Here is a 19,169-nt window from a genome sequence, read left to right as displayed (position 1 = left end):
GGAAGGATGAACTTCACCGCACGTCACCTCGCGTATCTGTTCGGGGTGCTGCTTCTTATTTCACTCGCGGCGAACATCTTTTTTTATCAACGTGCGGCACCAGCGGCAAACACCTCGAACACGAGTGAGACACAAAACAAGAGCGTCACTCCCTATGAATCGGTAACCTCCGAAGGTGTGTCGTCTGACACTGAACACGTCGTCGCTTCGCCGGAGACGGAACGAATGGAGGAGCTGACGACACAATCGACGCGCTTCGTCGAGTACGCCTTCACCGTCACGAAGGACAGTTACACGACCCAGAAACGACAGGCGAAAGATGTCATGTCGGAAGAACTCGCGGCCACGCTCTTCGCCGCGGATGGGAGCGACGTCGGCACGTTCGAGACGACCGTCCGCGACATCGAGGTGTTTCCTTCTGTCTCCGGAGAAGAGTGTCTCGTCCGGTTCGAACAGGACCTGCTGATCACCGAGACGGGTTATGAAGAGACGACGCAAGAACTGTTGGCCTTGACGTTCGAGTCCGTCGACGGACGTCTGGTCGTCGCCGCGATGGAAGACCTGACACCGGAAGGAGGGATTTAGATGCGACGACAATCGCGACGACGTCTCACACAGAACGTCTCCCGGTTCTACCTCGTACTCGGCATGTTCTTTGTCATCGGCTTCCTCTTTTTCGGCACCTCGTCGTTCTTCTTTGCCGAAGAATCGCCGGTCAATGAGACGCCGGTCAACGAGGCAATCCGACTCTCGAATGGCGAGGTCGTGACGCTCCATGCCTGGAGTTATGACATGGATAAACGGACGATGCGTATCCGGCTCTCACTCGATGAGGCACCAGGTAATACGAACGATCATGTCTTTCGTTCCGTCTACAAGGCACGTCCTGATGCCGAAAATGAGGTCTCCTTACTCTATGAACGGAACGACCAATATGTGCTCGAACTGGAGGACGTGCCGAACGATTTTGACCAGCTGGCCGTCCGGATCTACGGATTGGATGAGTCGCAATCACTCGTTAAACTTACACCCGAGGAACAAGAGAGCCGTCTCCTCACGTCACTCTATGCCGACCGTCGGACCATCGACCAGGCGAGTCACGATTCATCAGACGAGACGTATTTCACGAGATTGTTCGTCGAAGATGAGCTCGCAAAGACCGAGCAGCAACTGGAGGATGCTCGTCAATCGGTCGAGGTGCAACAGCAACAAATCAAGCGACTCGATAGTGACAAAGAAGAGCTCGAAGGCGAACTCCCCTACCTCTCGCTCGACGAACAGGTCGAACAGGAGAATGAAATCTTCGACCTGGGCCGGAAGCGCGACGAGCTCAACCTGGAACTCGAGAAGCTCGAACAATCGGTCGAAGCGCTCGAAGAAAAACACGACAAGTTGCGCGTCCGGCTCCGGGAACTGTCGATTTAAGTGGCACATTTCGTGCCAAATCGCTGGTTTTACTGGCACATTTCGTGCCATTTTCGGACTTTTGGTGATATCACGGAAACCCCAGGCTCTGCCTGGGCTATCACGGAAAGTGATAGCAGTTTCCCCTTATGCTCTTTGAACGAACTTTTCGAACGTTGGCAACATGTAGCCTCTAGAAAGGTGGTCAGGTAAATGGATCTGTTACTCCGCGACATCGACCCCGTCATCGTGAAGCAGATCGATGAATGGGCAAAAGAACATAACCGCTCCCGACAGCAATATTTGAAAGAACTGCTCGCCTCCTGGTGCGCGAACGGCATCCAATCGACGCAGGTCGAGCGGCTCGAACGACAGCTCGAGGCGAACACGCTCCACCTGAAACGAAGCGCGGACGAGCTCGCCGAAGTGACCCGGTTGTTGAACGAGGTGATGCAAGATGCGTGAGACCCCGGGTGTCGTCATCAAGTCAAAGTTCAAGGTACCGGGCACAAAAAAGAAGTCGCGTCGGTACACGACGTACCTCGACTACATCAATCGTCCCGACGCGAAAGACAGCCGAGAACAGTTCGAGACGTACCATGATTATATGGAAGACGAGATGAAATCGAGCGGTCTGTTCACACGTGAGGACGACCGGTTGAACGACCAAAAGCGTCGCGCCGTCCGCGATATCTTCAAGCACGCGCAAGAGAACGGGAGCATCCTTTGGCAGGACGTCATCTCGTTCGACAACGCCTGGCTACGAGAGACCGGTGTGCTCCACGACGACCTCGTCGACGAGAAGCGGTTGATCCAGGCGACGCGGAACGCGGTCGAGGCGATGTTCCAAAAAGAAAGAATGGTCCATGCCTATTGGACCGGCGCCGTGCACTACAACACCGACAACATCCACGTCCATGTCGCCATCGTCGAGACGAGCCACATGCGCGAACGCGGCAAACGAAAACCGAAATCGATCGAGCTGATGAAGTCGAAGGTCATCCACTCTCTCGCCGACCGGACGAAAGAACAGGAGAAACTGAACGCTTTCATCCGCGACGAATTGGTCGCCCACAAACGGAACCGGAAGATTCCAACGCTCCCGAATCGTGTCCTGCATCCCGAACTCGTCCGCCAATTCAAAGACATCTATGAACGGTTGCCGGAAGACAAACGACAGTGGCGCTACAACATGAACGGGATGCAGCCACTCCATGAATCGCTCGATCGTCTGACCGACCGATATATCGACATTCACTTCAAATCAGAGCTCCAAGCCTTCAACGAGCGGCTCGAGCAGGAGGTGTCGTTCCATCGTCGCAGCTACGGCGACACGGAGAAGGCCGAGCGGTACCGGACGACGAAGCGGCAGGACCTCTACACCCGGATGGGGAATGCCATCCTCTCCGAGATGCGAAACTTGTCAAAAGAACAGGCGACATTCGATAAAAATGAAGCTCGCAACCATCCGGTCCGACGTGCATTCAACCAACAAAAAATATTCAATGAATCACTCTGCCGGATCGAGCGGCACATGAACGACGAGTTAGAACATTTGAAGAATCAACGTGCTTTCGAACAACTGGAACGGGACATCGAATATGGAAAGTGAGGGAGGACGATGGAAGAGTTGAGACAGATCCGTCTTCGGTTGAAGCCGGAGACGGTCGCGTATTTGGAAGAGTTCGCCGACGACAAGCGCTTCGGCCACCTCGGCCAGGTCATCGACCACATCGCAGACGAGCATAAACAAATGGCCGACGAGAAGTGGGACATGCAATTCCTCACCCGCTCGATCAGCACACAGGTCTCCCGTCATATCGAGGAGTTGATCAACGGGCAGATATCGACAGAACTTGAGCGGATCCGGCTCGCCGCGAACCGCTCCGACCGCCACGGACAGATCCTGACAGAGCTCCTGCAGGCGCTTATGCAGACCGAGGGTATCGAGGACATCATGACGACAGATCAGTTCAAGCCGACGTTCCTCACGACGGCGGAACGTGTCGTCCAGGAACGCATCGAGTATCGAAAACAGAAGAAGGACACACTAACTTTTGAGAGAGGATGAATTCTATGCGACCACTTGATCGTCTCTTTACGATGGGACAACTGTTGACAATTCAACCGAACACCGTCACGGTCCTCATCTATGGAAAACGGTACGACATCCCGATATCCGTTTCCGAGCATCAACTTTTGACCGCCATCGCGCAAGACGAGATTGTCTTACTTCCCGTCAATTTCGAGCGGACACAACTGTTACTCGACATTTCGGAATCGTCGCCACAACTCGAACGTGAACTGAATGAATTTGCGGATAGTGATGAATCTGTCACCGACTTGTTGAAGGAAGGAGTCTGAAACGATGGCCAAGATGAAGACGAACGAAGAACGGAAAGCCGAGCTCGAGGCCTTGACCGAACAGATGGGACAACAGATCGACAGCTACTTCGAGAGTCCAGAGAAAATCCGGGAACATCTACAGTTCCTCGGCAAGTTCCATCAATACTCGATGCGGAACGCGGTCTTGATTGAGTCCCAGTTCCCCGGCGCGGTCGCGGTCGGCTCTTATCCGTTCTGGGAGAAGCAGGGCGCACAGGTCCAGAAAGGTGAGCGTGGCATCAAGGTATTCGTCCCAAATCCAGTGACTTATGCCTTACACAAAGACGAATGGGTGCCGCTCAGCAAGGCACCTAAGCCGGTCAAGGATGGTGTGAAACAAGGAAGAATCCCATCACGCAAAATGATGTACTTCAAGATCGGTCACGTGTTCGAGTACACACAGACCGACGCGCGCGAAAAAGGAATCGAGGTCTCGGACATCTTCAAACGGTATCACCGGGACGGCGGTCTCGAGAACGAACAAGACATCCGCGACGCCTTGACGACACTCGCGGATGCCCGGAATGTGACCCTATTAGAGGAACCGCTCGACGAGATCGGGACGGCGAAGGGTTGTTACTATCCGGAGTTGCATGCAATCGCCTTGAACCCGCGGAACACATCGATCGAGGACATCACAGTCTTGATCCATGAGCTCGCTCACACGGAGCTACACAATCAGGAACGGAATTTTGAACGAGACCAACCGCTCACGGCACCTGAGAAGGAGTTCCAAGCCGAGATGGTCGCCTATGTCGTCTCACATCAGCTCGGGTTCCCGACGGACGATTTCTCGCTCTCTTACTTGGCCGGTTGGACGAAAGACAAGGAACTCCTCGACAAGGAACAGCTGTTGCAGGAGGTCCATCAGACGTCCGCAGGCTTCCTCGACCATATCGAGTCACACTTAGAAAAAGTACACGCCTTACAACAGGAGAAAGAACAGAGCCCTCTTGATTACCTTGAACAGCTGGAGCGGCGTATGGGATGGAAAGACGCTGACCTCAGTCTTTATGAACGGGTGCATGCCGTACAAAGTGTGTCTCCCGAGGAGGTGGAGCCCTATCTGAACGCAAAAGCGACCCTCGAGACGAACCTGAAGATGGATCGCGTCGATGGGCCGCTCATGTATATTCACGATAAAGGTTTCGGGTTCCAGTCATTCGGTGTCGCAAACAATCACGACTTCAATGACGACGCGCTTGTCGTTTACACGATTGCATTACCAGATCAGCCATTGATTAGCGGTCACTTTGATCCCGAAAAAACAGTTCATCCATTACACGATTTAGAAAAGAACAATAAGGTTGAAAAACCAACCCTCAAAAATCTTGAAGATAATTGGCATGATGTGTTGCTTGCTGATGAAAAGGAACCCTTTTCACGAACCGCTTTTTTGAATATTGAACGCTTAGTTTAACAAACCGTCGTATTAAAAAACACTCCCTAATAAGAAAGCAGATTTTTACTTTGTCTGCCTACTTTTTTGGGAGCATACTTGTAAGATTCAATTTTTTTAATCATCTTTATTTCTTACTGAGATTTGCATTACTAAGGTTCGCCCTAAGAATAATAAAAAGACTCAACCTTTCTGAAGTCAAGTTGAGTCTATCTCAAAGTGTTTATATTTATTTGGTAAAGTAAAAACTATATTATCAGGTTCGAAAAATAAACTCTAAATCAGAGGTTACCCTTTAATTTCAAATATTTTTTCACACAATCATTCCAAGAATTTTAATTGTTCTTTTTTTCTCTTTTCAAAAATGCGGAGCGCTTCACCTTCTCTCTCAAGTAAATCATCATAATGATTCGAGCCGTCCACTAATTCTTTATAACCCCAAATTGCGTTAACATTATTGATTAATGGGAAATCAAAACTCCAATTTTCTGGAATTTTGTGTTTTTCTACAGTAAATAACTCAGCTGGAAACCATGAAGGGTTATAATCATTTACTTGAATTAAGTATTGTAAAGAACCACCCCAAAGACTCATACCATAAACTATATAAGTATCATTAATTTTCAACTCAAAATCAGCCTCAATAGAGTATCCTAGTTTTATTGTATTGGGTAAAAGATTTACGCCGGTCACCTCTTTACATTTAACTTTCATTTTTTCTTCCCTCTTTTATCATCAAATTTAAAGTCATCAAACTTTCCGGTTTTTATATTCTTAAGATAATGTATCTCCACTCCATCTACATTTTTAGCCATTTTCCTCCACCCGTCTTGTTGTCTCCATCTTGGGTCAGTCATTCCTTTTGTCATATTTAATATTCGACCTGAATTAGGATTATAGAGAACGTTTCTCATTGCAACTTCTTCTTTGTAAGTTCTTGGGACTTGGCGACCTGTAGATCCTCTACCTAGTGATTTACTACGAATCAAATATTGTAAATTTGAAAGAGGGACTGATTTTTTCGCGGGTACAGTAATCTTTCTAACACTAGTGTAATACCTGATCCCACTACCATAAGAATAGTATCCATATCCATATCCATCAGGACGCCACATAAGTCCATCTGGATCAATCCTTGTCAACGGATTGTTCATAACATAACTGTATCCATTTGCCATTTCGATTGATTCGTTACTATCTAATAAAGGATCAATTGAAAGAAACACAGCTTGTTCTGAGTTGTAATAACGAGCCATCAAATAGTAGAGCGCCAAGTCTTCGTCATAATAGTATGACGCATAACGAATTGGTTGACCTGTCAGTTTCGAATCAGTGATGTTCGACGTGAGCGGTTTACCCCATGTGTCATAGGTGTATTTGGCAGCAACATTACCTAAAGTATCCGTGATTGCAACAATATCTCCACGATAGTTCCGTTGATAATTGTACCATGTCCCATTTGTTTTTAGCCCGACGAGGATATGGTCCGCATTATAGACGTACTCCCGGATTGCTTTGCCAGCCGTATCTGTTTCGGCCATCAGTCGGTTCGAATCTCCGTCGTAATGGAAGCGAATCGTACCGCTCGGCCCCGTCTTCTGGATACGGCGCCCTTGTTCGTCATAAACAAATTGCCATTTCTTTGTCCCGTTGACTTCTTCAATCGCAGTCAGTTTTCCTAGACCGTCCCATAAATATTTCAGACGTCCGTCATTGATCCGGTTCCCGTCTGCATCATACGTAATGGCTTGCCCCTTGAACTTAGTCATCCGGTTTGAGTTATCGAACTCAGCTACAACTTGGTTGTTGATATGTGTGCGATTTCCTCGTTTGTCATATGTGTAATTGATCGTCTGTCCGTCAAGTGTCTTCTCTTCGACCAATTGATCCATCGCGTCATAGGAATAACTCGCAGTTTGTCCATCTTTCTTTAAACCTGACAGGTTTCCATATTGATCGTAACTATAACGCTCAAATGCAATCTGTTTGTCACCAGCAGAGGCGGACCATGCTGATACGGCACCAGTCTCATCGAACTCGACGAGCGACTCACCGGCTTGTCCTGGCATGGTAATCTGCGTCGTCTTACCATCCTCATTATGGCGGAAAGACCACTTCTGTTCATCAACAGTCACCCCATGGTTTCGTTTAGCGACGTCATTGATGAAGTCACGCTTCGTTCCCGCTAACGTTATTGAGAGTGGGAGTTCGGTCCCAACACCATTCTTTTCTTGAATCGGTTAACTCGCTATGACTAGTATACTTCTCAATCTATTTTCGAAGAACTGACTCATCACTGATTTGATTGTTGGAGAGAACTTCTATCTTGGTGACTCCGTCTAGATTGTCACGGACTGCCGAAATGTTCTGTTCCTTGATGTAAAGGTTCCAGGTCTTCGATTCCTCTAAGGCGTCGATCTCACCATATCGAACTTGGCTTTCCACACCCGGAGAGTATTCTCAGAGACCTGATGAGCCTCCTCGATTTCCTTCCCGGTATATTTTTCTGCTTCCACCAAACGTAGTGTACTCAGTTTTTGTTCAATCGAATACCGACTTCTCGTCATAAAAAAAACACTCCCCAATCAGATAAACAGATTTGTAATTTCATCTGTATACCTATCGAGGAGCATAGAAGCTTAAATGGGTGCCTCTTTCATGATATTAACTTAGTTCAAATAGAACCAAGAAAAAATTACATTTTTATTTTATTCACTAATCAAGGGTATAGGTCGTTTTCTTCCATAAACATTAGAAATTCATCTTGTAATTCATTTTCCGTGTCATGAGAGTCAAGAAATAATTTAGATTCAATTTCAGTTCCATCGAGAGTAGAACTACCATCAATTACACCTAACACAAGAGAAATTGTATCAATCATAGTTTGTTCCATGATTTGCATCAAGGTTTCTTTCCCTTCAAGATCTGATGTTTGGTATAAGCTTAAAGCCTTTCTCCAAAAGTCACTCATATCAGGTGTAATTTCTGTTGTTTCATACATTTCTTTTGATTCTTCAAGACCTTCTTTGACTACAGTACTGTACAATGCTTTCACAAATTCTTCATTAAATTTTGTCATCTTTTTCTCCTCATTTCTGGATACATATCTTTGTTCATCTTAATAAGTTTTCTGAGTGTCGAGTTCGGGATATTTTTATAAACTCTTCTCAATTCCCGTATATCTCTTGCTAGTAAATCTCTTGGATTATTTATTCCTCGAGTATTTCTAGATACTATACCATGAGTTGGATGTTTTCTCGTGTGACCTACTCGCGGGACATTTATAGAAGGTCCAGTTCTTGGATTATAGCTTGCAACAAATTTTTTCATAACAGCTTTTTGACCAACATGGTGAGCGTCTAATCCTTTCCCACCTCTTATTGAACCATAGGAGCCGACTTGATATTTATACTTTTTTGTTTTTTTAGCTGTAGCAGCTAATTTTCTCCCGTATCTATACACCGTTCCAAATCCAACAGCACCACTCGCCGCACTATAAGCAGTATAACCCCATTTTTTCCAGCCTGTATATCCGCGAGACTTAGCTGTTTGATAACCGGTATAAGCCCCATAGCCAGCCTTAACCGCAATCCAAGCCCATGTTCCGTCTGGATCGACTTTCAGAACCGGATTATTGTCCGCATACGAGTAGCCATTCGCCATCGAGACGGTCTCATCGGCATCAAGTTCTGGATCGATGGATAAGAAGACGGCCTGTTCTGGATGGTAGTAACGGGCCATTAAATAGTAAAGCGCTAAATCTTCATCGTAGTAGTACGACGCATATCGGATTGGTTGACCAGTGAGCTTTGGATCGATGATGTTACTCGTGAGCGGTTTGCCCCATGTGTCATAAGTGTATGCGGCAGCAACTTTCCCATCCATATCCGTGATCGCTACAATATCGCCACGGTAGTTCCGTTGATAATTGTACCATGTTCCACTTGTCTTTAGTCCGACAAGGATATGGTCCGCATTATAGACGTACTCTCGGATTGGTTTGCCGGCCGTATCTGTTTCGGCCATCAGTCGGTTCGAATCTCCGTCGTAATGGAAGCGAATCGTACCGCTCGGCTCCGTCTTCTGGATACGGCGCCCTTGTTCGTCATAAACAAATTGCCATTTCTTTGTCCCGTTGACTTCTTCAATCGCAGTCAGTTTTCCTAGACCGTCCCATAAATATTTCAGACGTCCGTCATTGATCCGGTTCCCGTCTGCATCATACGTAATGGCTTGCCCCTTGAACTTAGTCATCCGGTTTGAGTTATCGAACTCAGCTACAACTTGGTTGTTGATATGTGTGCGATTTCCTCGTTTGTCATATGTGTAATTGATCGTCTGTCCGTCAAGTGTCTTCTCTTCGACCAATTGATCCATCGCGTCATAGGAATAACTCGCAGTTTGTCCATCTTTCTTTAAACCTGACAGGTTTCCATATTGATCGTAACTATAACGCTCAAATGCAATCTGTTTGTCACCAGCAGAGGCGGACCATGCTGATACGGCACCAGTCTCATCGAACTCGACGAGCGACTCACCGGCTTGTCCTGGCATGGTAATCTGCGTCGTCTTACCATCCTCATTATGGCGGAAAGCCCAATGTTGACTATCGACCGTTACCCCATGGTTCCGTTTGGCGATGTCATAGGTGAAGTCACGCTTCGTTCCCGCTAACGTCATTGAGAGTGGAAGCTCTGTCCCGACACCATTCACATCTTCGTAATCCCATGTCTGGAGCACTCCATGGTAATCCGTCAGGTTCAACAGACGTCCTTTACCAATTTCGTCATTTTCTTCGTCACCTGGGTCATATTCGTACTTCTTCTGTTTCGAGCTATCATTTCCCATTTGAACCGAGAGGATGTCACCAGAAGATGAATCATATGCATACTTGAATCGGCTCGTCGTTTTAATACTTTCTTCCGTTCCCGTCTCACTTGTCGGATCAGTACTCTCTACCTTTGTTGTCTCTTGCAGTTCAATGATATTCCCTTCGTCGTCGTAAATTTTAGATAGGCTGTTCCCTGAAGGGAGAAGCGTTTTTATTAAGTTACCAGTGTGAGGCGCATATTCATACGCATACTTCTGCCCCCCTGGACGAATGACCGAAGTGATACGACCTTTCAAATATCCATATTTAGTGAGTGTTCCATCAAATACCTTTTGTGTGACCTCACCTTTTTTATTGTAATCATAGGAAATGACAGTCCCGTTCTCTGCGGTTGTCGTCTTCAAACGCCCTAATAGATCATAGGTGTTCGTCCGTGTGCGATTCCCTTGACCGACGGTTAAGACATTCCCGAACGCGTCGACCGTATTGGTCACTGGAAGTTTCGTCAGCCCGGCGTCTTTTAAGACGTGGTTTCCTTGCTTGTCATATGTCGAGTCAGACACGACTCGTCCGATTGACGCTCTGACCGCATCGATAAGAATGGTGCTAGTCGAGTTATTCTTAATAGTGAGTTCGATTTTCACGAGCTTCTTGTTCTCATCTGAGGTCAATTGGATGGTTTGACGTTGCCATGTCGCGTCGTTGTCTTTTCCAGTATAGTCTAAGGCATGGAATGCGGCTGTCTTCTGTACCGTCGTTCCGTCCTCATATGTCGCCACCACGTTCAGTGAATCTGTTTTCGAAGCCTTTTGTGCCAAGGCACTCACATAGAACGGTTTTGCTATCGATTGGTTAACAAAAATGGTTTGTTTCGCCGTTCCATCAGGTTGAAGGTACAAGCCACTCTCACTCATATAACCTGTCGAGCTTGCTGTAGCCTTCACCAACTGCCATTTGTTGAGGCCATCGAATCCGCCCTGTTCGACATGGTTGAACGCCGAGGCCGAGACGGCATGCCCTTGTTTCGCAGTGTCGAGTTGCACCTCGTCAAACAAGGTCGAACCATTCTCAGAGATAATGTTGATTCGAGCTTTGACGGCCCCATTTTTTGCTGTGAACTCGACGAATCGTCTTGTCCATTCCCCTAAATTGCCCATTGGACGAATCGTATAAGTTTCAGTTACGACATTCGAGCTATTCAAGAGCGTGAGCGTGACACTTCCTTTCGACGTGCCTGATGTCTTCATATCGATACCCAAGTTATACGGGTGACCAGTTTTAATGTTGACTTCTCTTGTGAACGTCGCGTTGTTCAACTGAAGCGCTTTACCATTTCGACCGCCATCCACAAGCACTCCTGGAGTCACCGTCTCCGTTACTTCAAAGCCACCGTTTGGATACAGATTGACGCCTGGCGTTAATCCCACACCTGTTCGCGTGACGTTTCCGCGATTGTCATACTCTGTGAACCCAATTCGTTCCTCTGGTTCCTCATGATCGACGATTTCTTCACGATCCTCGTTCAAGGCCACTTCTTCGGCCAAACCGAACTCATCTTCGATTCGGAGGAGGTCGTCCCCATTCTCAGCGTATTCATAGGTCGTGATCGACGTGGCATCTTTCTCTACGAGTACATTTCCGTCTAACTCCGTCGTCTTGTCGACGTCAGCCGTATCCCGATCATCGTACGTGGTCGATTCGACAGAACCGTCCGGATTTTTAACGCTTATGATTCGATGGTCTTTCCACTCATAAATTGTTTTCTCATCGCCTTCTGCCTCTTCAATCAAATGGCCCACATCATTAAATGTGTAGACAATCGGTGTCATGACTTGATCATCTTTTGAATCGACGGTCGCAACTTTGTAGACCATGCGCTCTTTTGAATCACCCGACGTCTTCTCATAGGCATTGCGTGTACCATCTACCTCTTGGACAATCGATGGGATCGCATTATCGAATTCACCGACAATTTCATTTGGTTCGGCTGAGGTATGGCCCGGCAAAATCAAGCGATTGATTGAAGATGGGAAATCTGGACGCTCCGCGACCTCGCCCGTCTCTTCAATCGTGTTGACACTCTCCGTATAGGCGTAACCGTATGTCTCAATCGGGGTTGACCCTCTAAAGCTATCAACAGATGTCAAACGATCCCAAGCATCGTATGTGTATCGATACGTGCGCGAGTCAACTTTCTCATCCGAAGACGCGGTCGCTGTCATCGCCTCGACCCAGCCTTTGTCATTATAGGTAAAGGTAAGGCGGTTCGGTGAGGTCGTGCCCGTGTCACTCGCCGCATAGATGGTTGTTAAACGTTTAACACCTTGGACATCTGAATAGTCGAAACGGACGTTATTCTTTTTCCCGTTCTCTTTCGCGTCATATTCCATCCCGACTAGTTGGCCAGTTTGATTGTAGATTTCACGATGACCATCACTCGTTTGAATGACATATTGTGAACCGTTGTTCTCAATGCTGAACTCATAATCGATTCCGGTCGGCGGCAGAAGTTTCTCGACCGTCTTTCCATTCTCTTGAACAAACGTACGGAGGAACAAGTGACCGCTGCCGTCAGCATCGATATAGCGAATGACTTTCGGTTTGTCTTCTGTCGGAATCTCGAGTCGTCGTTCCAACCCGCTGCTCCATCCAAGCCCGAACATGCCGAATCGGATCGACTTCGAGTTAAAGTAGCGACTCGCTTCAACAGCCGGCCCTCGTCCCGGAAGCACTTCATCCGTCTCTTCCAAGAACTGATTTTCTTTCATGACGTTGAACGAGCCAATCGAGGTATCAAGCATTGGATAAAACTCTTCTGTACCAAGATCCGGCTCATCTACCTTTAAGATACGTGGTGTCGTCGGGAGGCTCCGATTCAAGTTCCCTTCGGCGACAAAGTTCGATGCCAATAATACAGCTGGCTGGACCGCGCGACGATGAGCGGTCACACGGATCCAATAGTTGGTATGCTTCCCATACTTCCCGCCTGACAAGACATAGTTCGAGCTTGGATCGACAGGGAGTTCTCCTCCTTGCCCGACAACTCCGTTATTGTTCAATTTGTAAGACTGACCGGCAAGTGGCCATAATTTCTTGTTTCGAGAATGCCACGTGGTCACGTCACTCGGGACGGTCTCGACCAAGTCATACTCTTTTCCGTTATACAAATACACGTTATATCCTGCAGCACCAGGAACGGGTTGCCAGCTAGTGAACAAGAAACCGGTGTTGGTCTTCCGGTTATCCGAATAGCCGACGCCTTCCGTCGTCACCCGGGTTGCCGGTACGTTGAACGTACGGACGTCAGATCCGGCACTCTGGCCTTTCGACGATTTCGCGTAGACGCGGAAGTAATAGTGGAGGATATTATGATAGGTTGTTCGGTCCGGGTTGTTCTTTCGATACAACGGGCGAGGGTCGCCAGGGAAATCTTGTCCATCACCTTTGCGGAATGCTGTCCGTGTATTGACTGGCATGGCATTGATTTGCGCCGTCGTAGGGAAGAGACGTTTTCCGTTCGGGCTCCAGCTCGTTGTGGTGACATTATCAATCAACTCGTAGGCGAAACCGTTAAACACGTAGACATCATAGCTTGTCGCATGCTCTGACTCATCCCAGCTCAATGCAAATTGTCCACGATCGTCAGCTGTCGTATCCCCGGCAGTAACTGCTAGATTCGTCGGCACGTCTGGAATCAGTTCTTGCAACGAACGTTTAGCCGTCGATGAAGCTGAGCCACTACCCAACTTATAGTCTGCGATGACACGGAATTGGTATGATAACGTGTTCGTTGTCGTTCCGCTACTACTATTAAAGAAGGTAGATGGATCGACTGGAAGTTCCTGTCCGTCGCCGTTGCGGAACTTGATCCCACCAGTTGATGATTCTTTCGTTCCGTACTGAGTAGTCTTTGGGAACATCCCTTTATCTTTTGTTGTATAAGATCGGGCTGTCCCGTTGTAAACTGTCTGCCAACCTTTCCCATCAAACATCTGTAGGCGGTATCCTGTCGCCCCAGCCATCGCTGGCCACGATACATTGACATGACCAGTAGATGAAGTCGGGGTCGTCAAGAAGCCTTCTGTGGAGATCGAGGCCATCTTCGGATAACTGTACGTGACGTTCAATCGAGTACGGTTTGTCCCAGTTTCAGAGGCTGTAATTTGTTTCCAATGTGTCGTCCCGTTACCGTTCGTATGGAACTTGAACCCATAATCTGTTCGGCTTCCAGCAGCCACCTGAGAAACGAAAGATGTCACATCAAAGTTCGCCCATTGATTGCGTGCGACATTCGTTGAACCAAGATTCGTCGATGAGGGGCGTGTGTTCCAGGTGACGCCTGTCTCAGACCAGTTCGCATTAACGCGATCGAGCCACAATCCATTTTGTTGTGTTCCATAATAACTCCATGTGACATATGAATTCACTTCTGCCGAACTAACAGTGGCACCTCTTAAATCCGTAAGGGCAGGGAATTTAATGAGTCCATAGTTTGTACCCGTAGTAGTGTCATAATAGCCAACCCATAACACGTACTCGCCACGAGACGAGCTCCAAAACTTGTTCATGTTCGTGGTCGGGTTCTTGCTTGATACAAACGTATCGAGGGTCGCGTCACGAGCTAGTGTCGGATCGACGTAAATCGGATAGACTCGCGCTGGATCGTTCAACCACTCTTGGTCAGGTACGATTTTAAGTTCATATGAAGTGCCATTCACTTCCGTGAGTTCATATGCGATATCAAAAGAGCGAGCGGGAAGTCCTGATTTCTCATCGATTGCACTGTCCTGCATTTCAGGGACAGGCATCGTGATGACAAGGGCCTCCTCTTCGTAAAAAAGAATCTGGTTATCCTTTAGTACAGGTTTCAATGATGTATTGAATTCATAAATGATTTCTTTCGGTAATTGAGCAGACTGATTAAAGATCAAGTCTTCCTTCACTTCATCGTTCAATGCGATGTGACGCAAGTCCACATTCGGAAACACATTTCGATGCCAAACCTGATTTTCACGGACGAGGGTCTGAGTCTCCTTGGGCGCTACTAGACCTTCCTCGTACTGAAGTCCTTTTAACGTGAAAGCAATACTTGTAGCGTCTTCCCCAACTTCTAAAAATGGTGTTTCCGACCGTAATGCTCGGTCAAAACTTACCGGGAGATTTGTAGACTTCGGTGAAAAACCTCCCTGAGTCGATTCCAACGTTGCATCCACAGGTACGATTTCCCCATCGGCATTTTTAATTTTCACCGTGTCATCATAGGCGTTGAGCTCATATGTATCAGGCTCATTCCCTTCCGTCACGACCACATGATCTCCTGTAATGTCTTCTACAGGCAGGTAATCCGGCTCGGAATCAGGTGCAACCAGTTCAGCATTCTGTTCCTCATTAGTCGATGAAGTAGACGCTTTTCTTTCATTTTCTTCAGCCTTTACTCCTTCTCCCATTGGGAAAGAAGATAATACAAGTGTCACGACTAAGAACCATGACAACATTTTATGACTTAACTTATACATACATAACCTCCATATTTTTCATTAAATGTTATGAACAAGGCAACATGACATCATGAATCTTACACAAAATTAGAAAAAGAGGGAATAGAAAATTACATATTCGACGATGAAAATATAATGAAAATGTAATCTTGAAATATTTTTGTATTATTGTTTCAATATAATCGTATTTATTTATGAAATAGAGAAACCATTTGCTACGCTTAAGAAATTTTAAAACCATAAAAAAAAAGTACTCAACATGGTATTGAGTACTTTAAACAATAACTCGGGGCTCACATCTAGTAGAAACGATGAAAAGAGAGTCCTTTTTAAGAAAAGCGATGCGCATTGATTTTTTCATTTGATAGAATGAGTTCAAAAAAAACAAGATGCATAAACTAGTTCGATCTATAAGGATAGGGGGATTCGGTCTATCAAAGAGGCAACACACCATCTAGAAACACATACGTCGGGCTCCTCCATGCCATATCGCATTATCATGAACGGGATAATTTTTGATGAGACGTTTATATATGCGGGACGCAGCTATCAATTCACCACTAACCCTGATCTAAAAAAGAAAAAATCAGATGAAATGAAAATTCAGAAAAAAGAACGTTTTTAACATGTCTGGTCGACGAAGTTTCATGTGCGACACCTCCTAAAATTTTAAAGCACCGCATTCGATTTGTACATAAACTCGTCACTGTTTGCCATCCGTAACACGGGATACACTTAAATCAAAAAGGAGTTATCTCATGAATCTTCAAGAGTGGATTAGACTTTTTCATAAGACGGAGACACTACGCTTTGATCACCTTTGGAAATACTTAAATGCGCTACCACAAGAACTCGAAGAGTACATTGATCGACTCAATCCTTGGTTGAATATCGCTTTGAAATCCTCTGATGGTATCGATGACGCGGATGTCATCGACGAACTTGAGCATTACCTACTTCAGCGATTCAACAAACAGAAAAAGAAAGTCAAAGTCACGCTCGAGGTCGAGTTGGAACTATTGGAAGGTGTCTTCAATTTTTCTCAGACCGAAAAAATGAGAATGACTGAACGAGTCACAAACCATATGGAATGAATCAGATGAAATTGAATCTCAAGAGGACGTTGAATCTAATCTCCTCTCGTTCGTTCAAAATATTTTCTTCCATCCGGTCCAAGCAGCAGGAACAAGTAAAATTAAGAATGCTTCTAGTACTCGAAGTATTTACGATGCAAGGGCCACTAGTTGGAAAGTTGTCACAGCATATATTGGTGCAGAGTTCACTTATAATGGAACTACAGTCACTGCGAGAAGAACAGGAAACTACATGAAGACTGAAAATGGGGGAGGTATTCTTGTCGACATAGTCGATAAAAAAAGTGAGGTTCAAAAGCCAAGTAGCTCGAGAAGAATCGCTTATCAAGAAGGAACAGCTATTATTGGCATCACTTTTAAAGGACACGGTCTCAAGTTACAAGAACGATATTTACGTGTGAATGTAGAGTGTAACGCAAAAGGGACAATTACTAAAAATTCTATTTTAAGATAAACTGGAGGTATGGACATGAACGTTCTTGATTTTGCAATATTTTTACTGCTATTCATTTCATTCGTAATTTTTATGATTGTCAAATTAGTAAAGAAACCAAAGAAAAATAAAAAGTTGTAAGCTCAAAGTAAAAATAAGTTACTCGTTCAACATTCAATCAATTCTATGTTTATATCGCTGACTATGATTGAGGAATAGTTCTATCCATACAAGCTTCGCACATTCAAAAATGAAAATGTGATGGGCAGGAAATAGTTTACATCAATTTAATACAATAACGATTGCAAAAGGCGTATTCTCAATAACACAGAGAATACGCCTTTTCGTTAGATTCCTCTAAATTTTAAATTCATTTTTGTACATTCCTGACCTCTTTTTAAACCTTACATGTTCAATCAACGCCTGCATGATTTGTTCTTCTTTAATGCCAAAATCCTGATCGAACGGCACTCGCTCTCCTTCGAATAGAAATGCATCAATCAAGTAAAGGACTCGTGGTTTTTTACGCGGAGCGCTGTCCTTCAGACATCGTTCCCAGACGAACTGCTCGAACTCTTTTGTATAGCCCCTATGCTCAATCGCATGTCGTACCATCGTTCGGGTTATATCAAGATGACCTTCCCATAGCCAACGTCCGGCCACTTGATGCCACATTTCAATGCGCCCCTGCTCTTTGATTGCTTTTACATCGATTTCGACGTGATACGGGGCCTCTTCTTCATTCTTGACGATCTCCCGAGCATCCCCTGTCACCGACTCCGGATACAGTTCCCACCCGTCAGGCATCCGTTCTTTGATGAACTGTTCGAGCGCCTCCTCACTGATCCGATATCCTTTTTTACGCGACTCGAGCGGTTCCGCCTGGATCACGCCTTTCCGTACCCAGTTCCGGACGGTCTCCTTATGGCTTGTGAGCTTGTTCTTCGATAGAATCTCAAAGGCCTCGTCAATCGTATACATGATGGACCTCCTTTTAACATAATGATGATTTCATTAAATAATACCATAACCATTGTATTAAATCGATGAGATTCCTTAAGCAATTTCAAATTCATTAGAAATCATTTAATGGATTCTAAACAAAAACACCATTCGGCCGAATGGTGTTCCTTGCGTGGCGTTAGACGCGCCCACGCTCTTGGTCTTGACGTTGCTCTTACGCTCCGTGCCTCCCGTCAGAAAGGACCAGGAACATAGAGATGCGGCTAAGCCAGCAGCTCTTGTTATCGGGCCGTCCTCGGACACGCCCCAATCCTCGAATCGGTACTTGATGAGCCAATGCACATGCATCACTTCATACTCGAACACACCTCTCGACAGCTCCGAGACGACGAAACTGACGGCACCGTCCGCCACCACCCATGTCCCGTACAGATACACCTTCTTGCGCGGACGCTCTGCCCCGTCCAAATAGATGAGCACCCGGAAGTAAGGCGAGTTTCGCCCCTCGTCGAAACGGACGACCTTCTCGACGTAATGTTCCTTGTCGACGACACGCATCCACTCCGGATGTTCCATCAGTTCCGAAAACACCGTCCGGACGAACGGATCCAACCCTTTAAACGCATAGTCATCCAATCGCATGTCGTCCATCACGTCTCATCCTTTCCGATTTTTATATAAACCTGTTCCCCGTCTAAAGACAGTTCAGTCCTTGTTCATAACCTACAGAAATGAAGACATTAGGAAACAGAATTGCAATTGTATAAAATATTCGCTCCTTCCTGATTACTGTTAAAGATATTGTATTCTCTTGCGATGTGGGAAGGAATATGAAGATATCCTTCTCCATAAACATTTCCCCTAGTACTCGTATGCCTGTGCGTACCCCATTCTAAATACGCTTGCTTCAATGTAAGAACATATGAATTTCCTGCTTCCGGCATATAAAGACCCCCACTACTAATTTTATAAACAATAGAGTTCAAGGCCGATCGAATTAGAAAAACGGTATTCTACATTCAATCGTGCTTTAACTGTAATCAACGCTGTTAAAATCCCTTATATCAACGTATTAAAAATCCCTCAAATTAACGGATAATGATTCTGACAACCTGAAAATGGAGTGTGAGACATGATCCGAAGTGAGGGATTTTTTATGATT

The 19,169-nt window shown here is 46.1% G+C and carries 15 protein-coding genes and 1 pseudogene; 9 read left to right on the top strand and 7 right to left on the bottom strand.

Features of this window, described 5'->3' with window-relative positions:
• The first annotated feature begins 6 nt into the window (after window positions 1-6).
• The 7 genes from EVJ32_RS12650 to EVJ32_RS12620 all read left to right on the top strand — a co-directional run bounded on the left by EVJ32_RS12650 (window position 7) and on the right by EVJ32_RS12620 (window position 5,209).
• Complete coding sequence (locus EVJ32_RS12650) at window positions 7-585, top strand: hypothetical protein (protein ID WP_131458655.1); 579 nt, start codon at window positions 7-9, stop codon at window positions 583-585.
• Window positions 586-1,425: a hypothetical protein gene (locus EVJ32_RS12645; protein ID WP_131458654.1), complete on the top strand. Its 840-nt coding sequence runs from the start codon at window positions 586-588 to the stop codon at window positions 1,423-1,425.
• Window positions 1,426-1,617: 192 nt separating this feature from the next.
• On the top strand, window positions 1,618-1,869 hold the full coding sequence (locus EVJ32_RS12640; RefSeq protein WP_029596487.1) for a hypothetical protein: 252 nt from the start codon (window positions 1,618-1,620) through the stop codon (window positions 1,867-1,869).
• Complete coding sequence (gene mobP2 / locus EVJ32_RS12635) at window positions 1,862-3,016, top strand: MobP2 family relaxase (RefSeq protein ID WP_131458653.1); 1,155 nt, start codon at window positions 1,862-1,864, stop codon at window positions 3,014-3,016. The genes EVJ32_RS12640 and mobP2 overlap by 8 nt, the downstream gene beginning before the upstream one ends.
• A 9-nt stretch (window positions 3,017-3,025) precedes the next feature.
• Window positions 3,026-3,475, top strand: a complete 450-nt coding sequence (locus EVJ32_RS12630) for a hypothetical protein (protein WP_131458652.1) — start codon at window positions 3,026-3,028, stop codon at window positions 3,473-3,475.
• A gap of 5 nt (window positions 3,476-3,480) precedes the next feature.
• Window positions 3,481-3,768, top strand: coding sequence for a hypothetical protein (locus tag EVJ32_RS12625; protein WP_131458651.1), 288 nt, complete (start codon window positions 3,481-3,483; stop codon window positions 3,766-3,768).
• 4 nt (window positions 3,769-3,772) lie between these two features.
• On the top strand, window positions 3,773-5,209 hold the full coding sequence (locus EVJ32_RS12620) for an ImmA/IrrE family metallo-endopeptidase (RefSeq protein ID WP_131458650.1): 1,437 nt from the start codon (window positions 3,773-3,775) through the stop codon (window positions 5,207-5,209).
• A 300-nt stretch (window positions 5,210-5,509) separates the two neighbouring features.
• Here the strand turns inward: EVJ32_RS12620 and EVJ32_RS12615 are convergent, their stop codons facing one another.
• The 5 genes and pseudogenes from EVJ32_RS12615 to EVJ32_RS12595 all read right to left on the bottom strand — a co-directional run bounded on the left by EVJ32_RS12615 (window position 5,510) and on the right by EVJ32_RS12595 (window position 14,995).
• Window positions 5,510-5,902 (bottom strand): hypothetical protein, encoded by a 393-nt coding sequence (locus EVJ32_RS12615; protein WP_071398599.1) that lies wholly within the window; start codon window positions 5,900-5,902, stop codon window positions 5,510-5,512.
• Complete coding sequence (locus EVJ32_RS12610; RefSeq protein WP_131458649.1) at window positions 5,899-7,323, bottom strand: RHS repeat domain-containing protein; 1,425 nt, start codon at window positions 7,321-7,323, stop codon at window positions 5,899-5,901. Before EVJ32_RS12610 ends, EVJ32_RS12615 begins: the two co-directional genes overlap by 4 nt.
• Window positions 7,324-7,462: 139 nt before the next feature.
• Window positions 7,463-7,755 (bottom strand): annotated as a pseudogene (locus EVJ32_RS16415) (transposase); the annotation flags it as partial.
• A gap of 152 nt (window positions 7,756-7,907) precedes the next feature.
• Window positions 7,908-8,267, bottom strand: coding sequence for a transposase (locus tag EVJ32_RS12600; protein ID WP_131458647.1), 360 nt, complete (start codon window positions 8,265-8,267; stop codon window positions 7,908-7,910).
• Window positions 8,264-14,995 carry a DNRLRE domain-containing protein gene (locus EVJ32_RS12595; RefSeq protein ID WP_161568804.1) on the bottom strand — a complete coding sequence of 2,244 codons (6,732 nt, stop codon included), beginning with the start codon at window positions 14,993-14,995 and terminating at the stop codon, window positions 8,264-8,266. The genes EVJ32_RS12600 and EVJ32_RS12595 overlap by 4 nt, the downstream gene beginning before the upstream one ends.
• Window positions 14,996-16,275: 1,280 nt before the next feature.
• Here EVJ32_RS12595 and EVJ32_RS12590 point away from each other — a divergent pair.
• Both EVJ32_RS12590 and EVJ32_RS12585 read left to right on the top strand, forming a co-directional pair.
• Entirely contained in the window at window positions 16,276-16,611 is a 336-nt protein-coding gene (locus tag EVJ32_RS12590; RefSeq protein ID WP_131458645.1) for a hypothetical protein, read from the top strand.
• 232 nt (window positions 16,612-16,843) lie between these two features.
• The gene (locus tag EVJ32_RS12585) at window positions 16,844-17,065 is read left to right on the top strand and encodes a hypothetical protein (protein ID WP_131458644.1); all 222 of its coding nucleotides are present in this window, start codon (window positions 16,844-16,846) and stop codon (window positions 17,063-17,065) included.
• 336 nt (window positions 17,066-17,401) lie between these two features.
• Here EVJ32_RS12585 and EVJ32_RS12580 read toward each other — a convergent pair whose 3' ends face one another.
• Window positions 17,402-18,025, bottom strand: a complete 624-nt coding sequence (locus tag EVJ32_RS12580; protein WP_161568803.1) for a helix-turn-helix domain-containing protein — start codon at window positions 18,023-18,025, stop codon at window positions 17,402-17,404.
• A 105-nt stretch (window positions 18,026-18,130) separates the two neighbouring features.
• Entirely contained in the window at window positions 18,131-18,658 is a 528-nt protein-coding gene (locus EVJ32_RS12575; protein ID WP_131458642.1) for a hypothetical protein, read from the bottom strand.
• Window positions 18,659-19,169: the final 511 nt, after the last annotated feature.

It is taken from the genome of Exiguobacterium sp. SH5S4, assembly GCF_004337045.1.
Taxonomy (GTDB): domain Bacteria; phylum Bacillota; class Bacilli; order Exiguobacteriales; family Exiguobacteriaceae; genus Exiguobacterium; species Exiguobacterium aurantiacum_A.
Note: the sequence above shows the minus strand (reverse complement) of the source record. Positions and strands in the feature narration are given on the sequence as shown.

Excerpts from the sequence above, each read along its gene's own strand:
- EVJ32_RS12630 (WP_131458652.1), top strand. The coding sequence starts at position 3,026 with ATGGAAGAGTTGAGACAGATCCGTCTTCGGTTGAAGCCGGAGACGGTC.
- EVJ32_RS12615 (WP_071398599.1), bottom strand. The coding sequence starts at position 5,902 with ATGAAAGTTAAATGTAAAGAGGTGACCGGCGTAAATCTTTTACCCAAT.
- EVJ32_RS12640 (WP_029596487.1), top strand. The coding sequence starts at position 1,618 with ATGGATCTGTTACTCCGCGACATCGACCCCGTCATCGTGAAGCAGATC.
- EVJ32_RS12580 (WP_161568803.1), bottom strand. The coding sequence starts at position 18,025 with ATGTATACGATTGACGAGGCCTTTGAGATTCTATCGAAGAACAAGCTC.
- EVJ32_RS12585 (WP_131458644.1), top strand. The coding sequence starts at position 16,844 with ATGAAGACTGAAAATGGGGGAGGTATTCTTGTCGACATAGTCGATAAA.
- EVJ32_RS12645 (WP_131458654.1), top strand. The coding sequence starts at position 586 with ATGCGACGACAATCGCGACGACGTCTCACACAGAACGTCTCCCGGTTC.
- EVJ32_RS12625 (WP_131458651.1), top strand. The coding sequence starts at position 3,481 with ATGCGACCACTTGATCGTCTCTTTACGATGGGACAACTGTTGACAATT.
- EVJ32_RS12650 (WP_131458655.1), top strand. The coding sequence starts at position 7 with ATGAACTTCACCGCACGTCACCTCGCGTATCTGTTCGGGGTGCTGCTT.
- mobP2 (WP_131458653.1), top strand. The coding sequence starts at position 1,862 with ATGCGTGAGACCCCGGGTGTCGTCATCAAGTCAAAGTTCAAGGTACCG.
- EVJ32_RS12590 (WP_131458645.1), top strand. The coding sequence starts at position 16,276 with ATGAATCTTCAAGAGTGGATTAGACTTTTTCATAAGACGGAGACACTA.
- EVJ32_RS12620 (WP_131458650.1), top strand. The coding sequence starts at position 3,773 with ATGGCCAAGATGAAGACGAACGAAGAACGGAAAGCCGAGCTCGAGGCC.
- EVJ32_RS12575 (WP_131458642.1), bottom strand. The coding sequence starts at position 18,658 with ATGGACGACATGCGATTGGATGACTATGCGTTTAAAGGGTTGGATCCG.
- EVJ32_RS12600 (WP_131458647.1), bottom strand. The coding sequence starts at position 8,267 with ATGACAAAATTTAATGAAGAATTTGTGAAAGCATTGTACAGTACTGTA.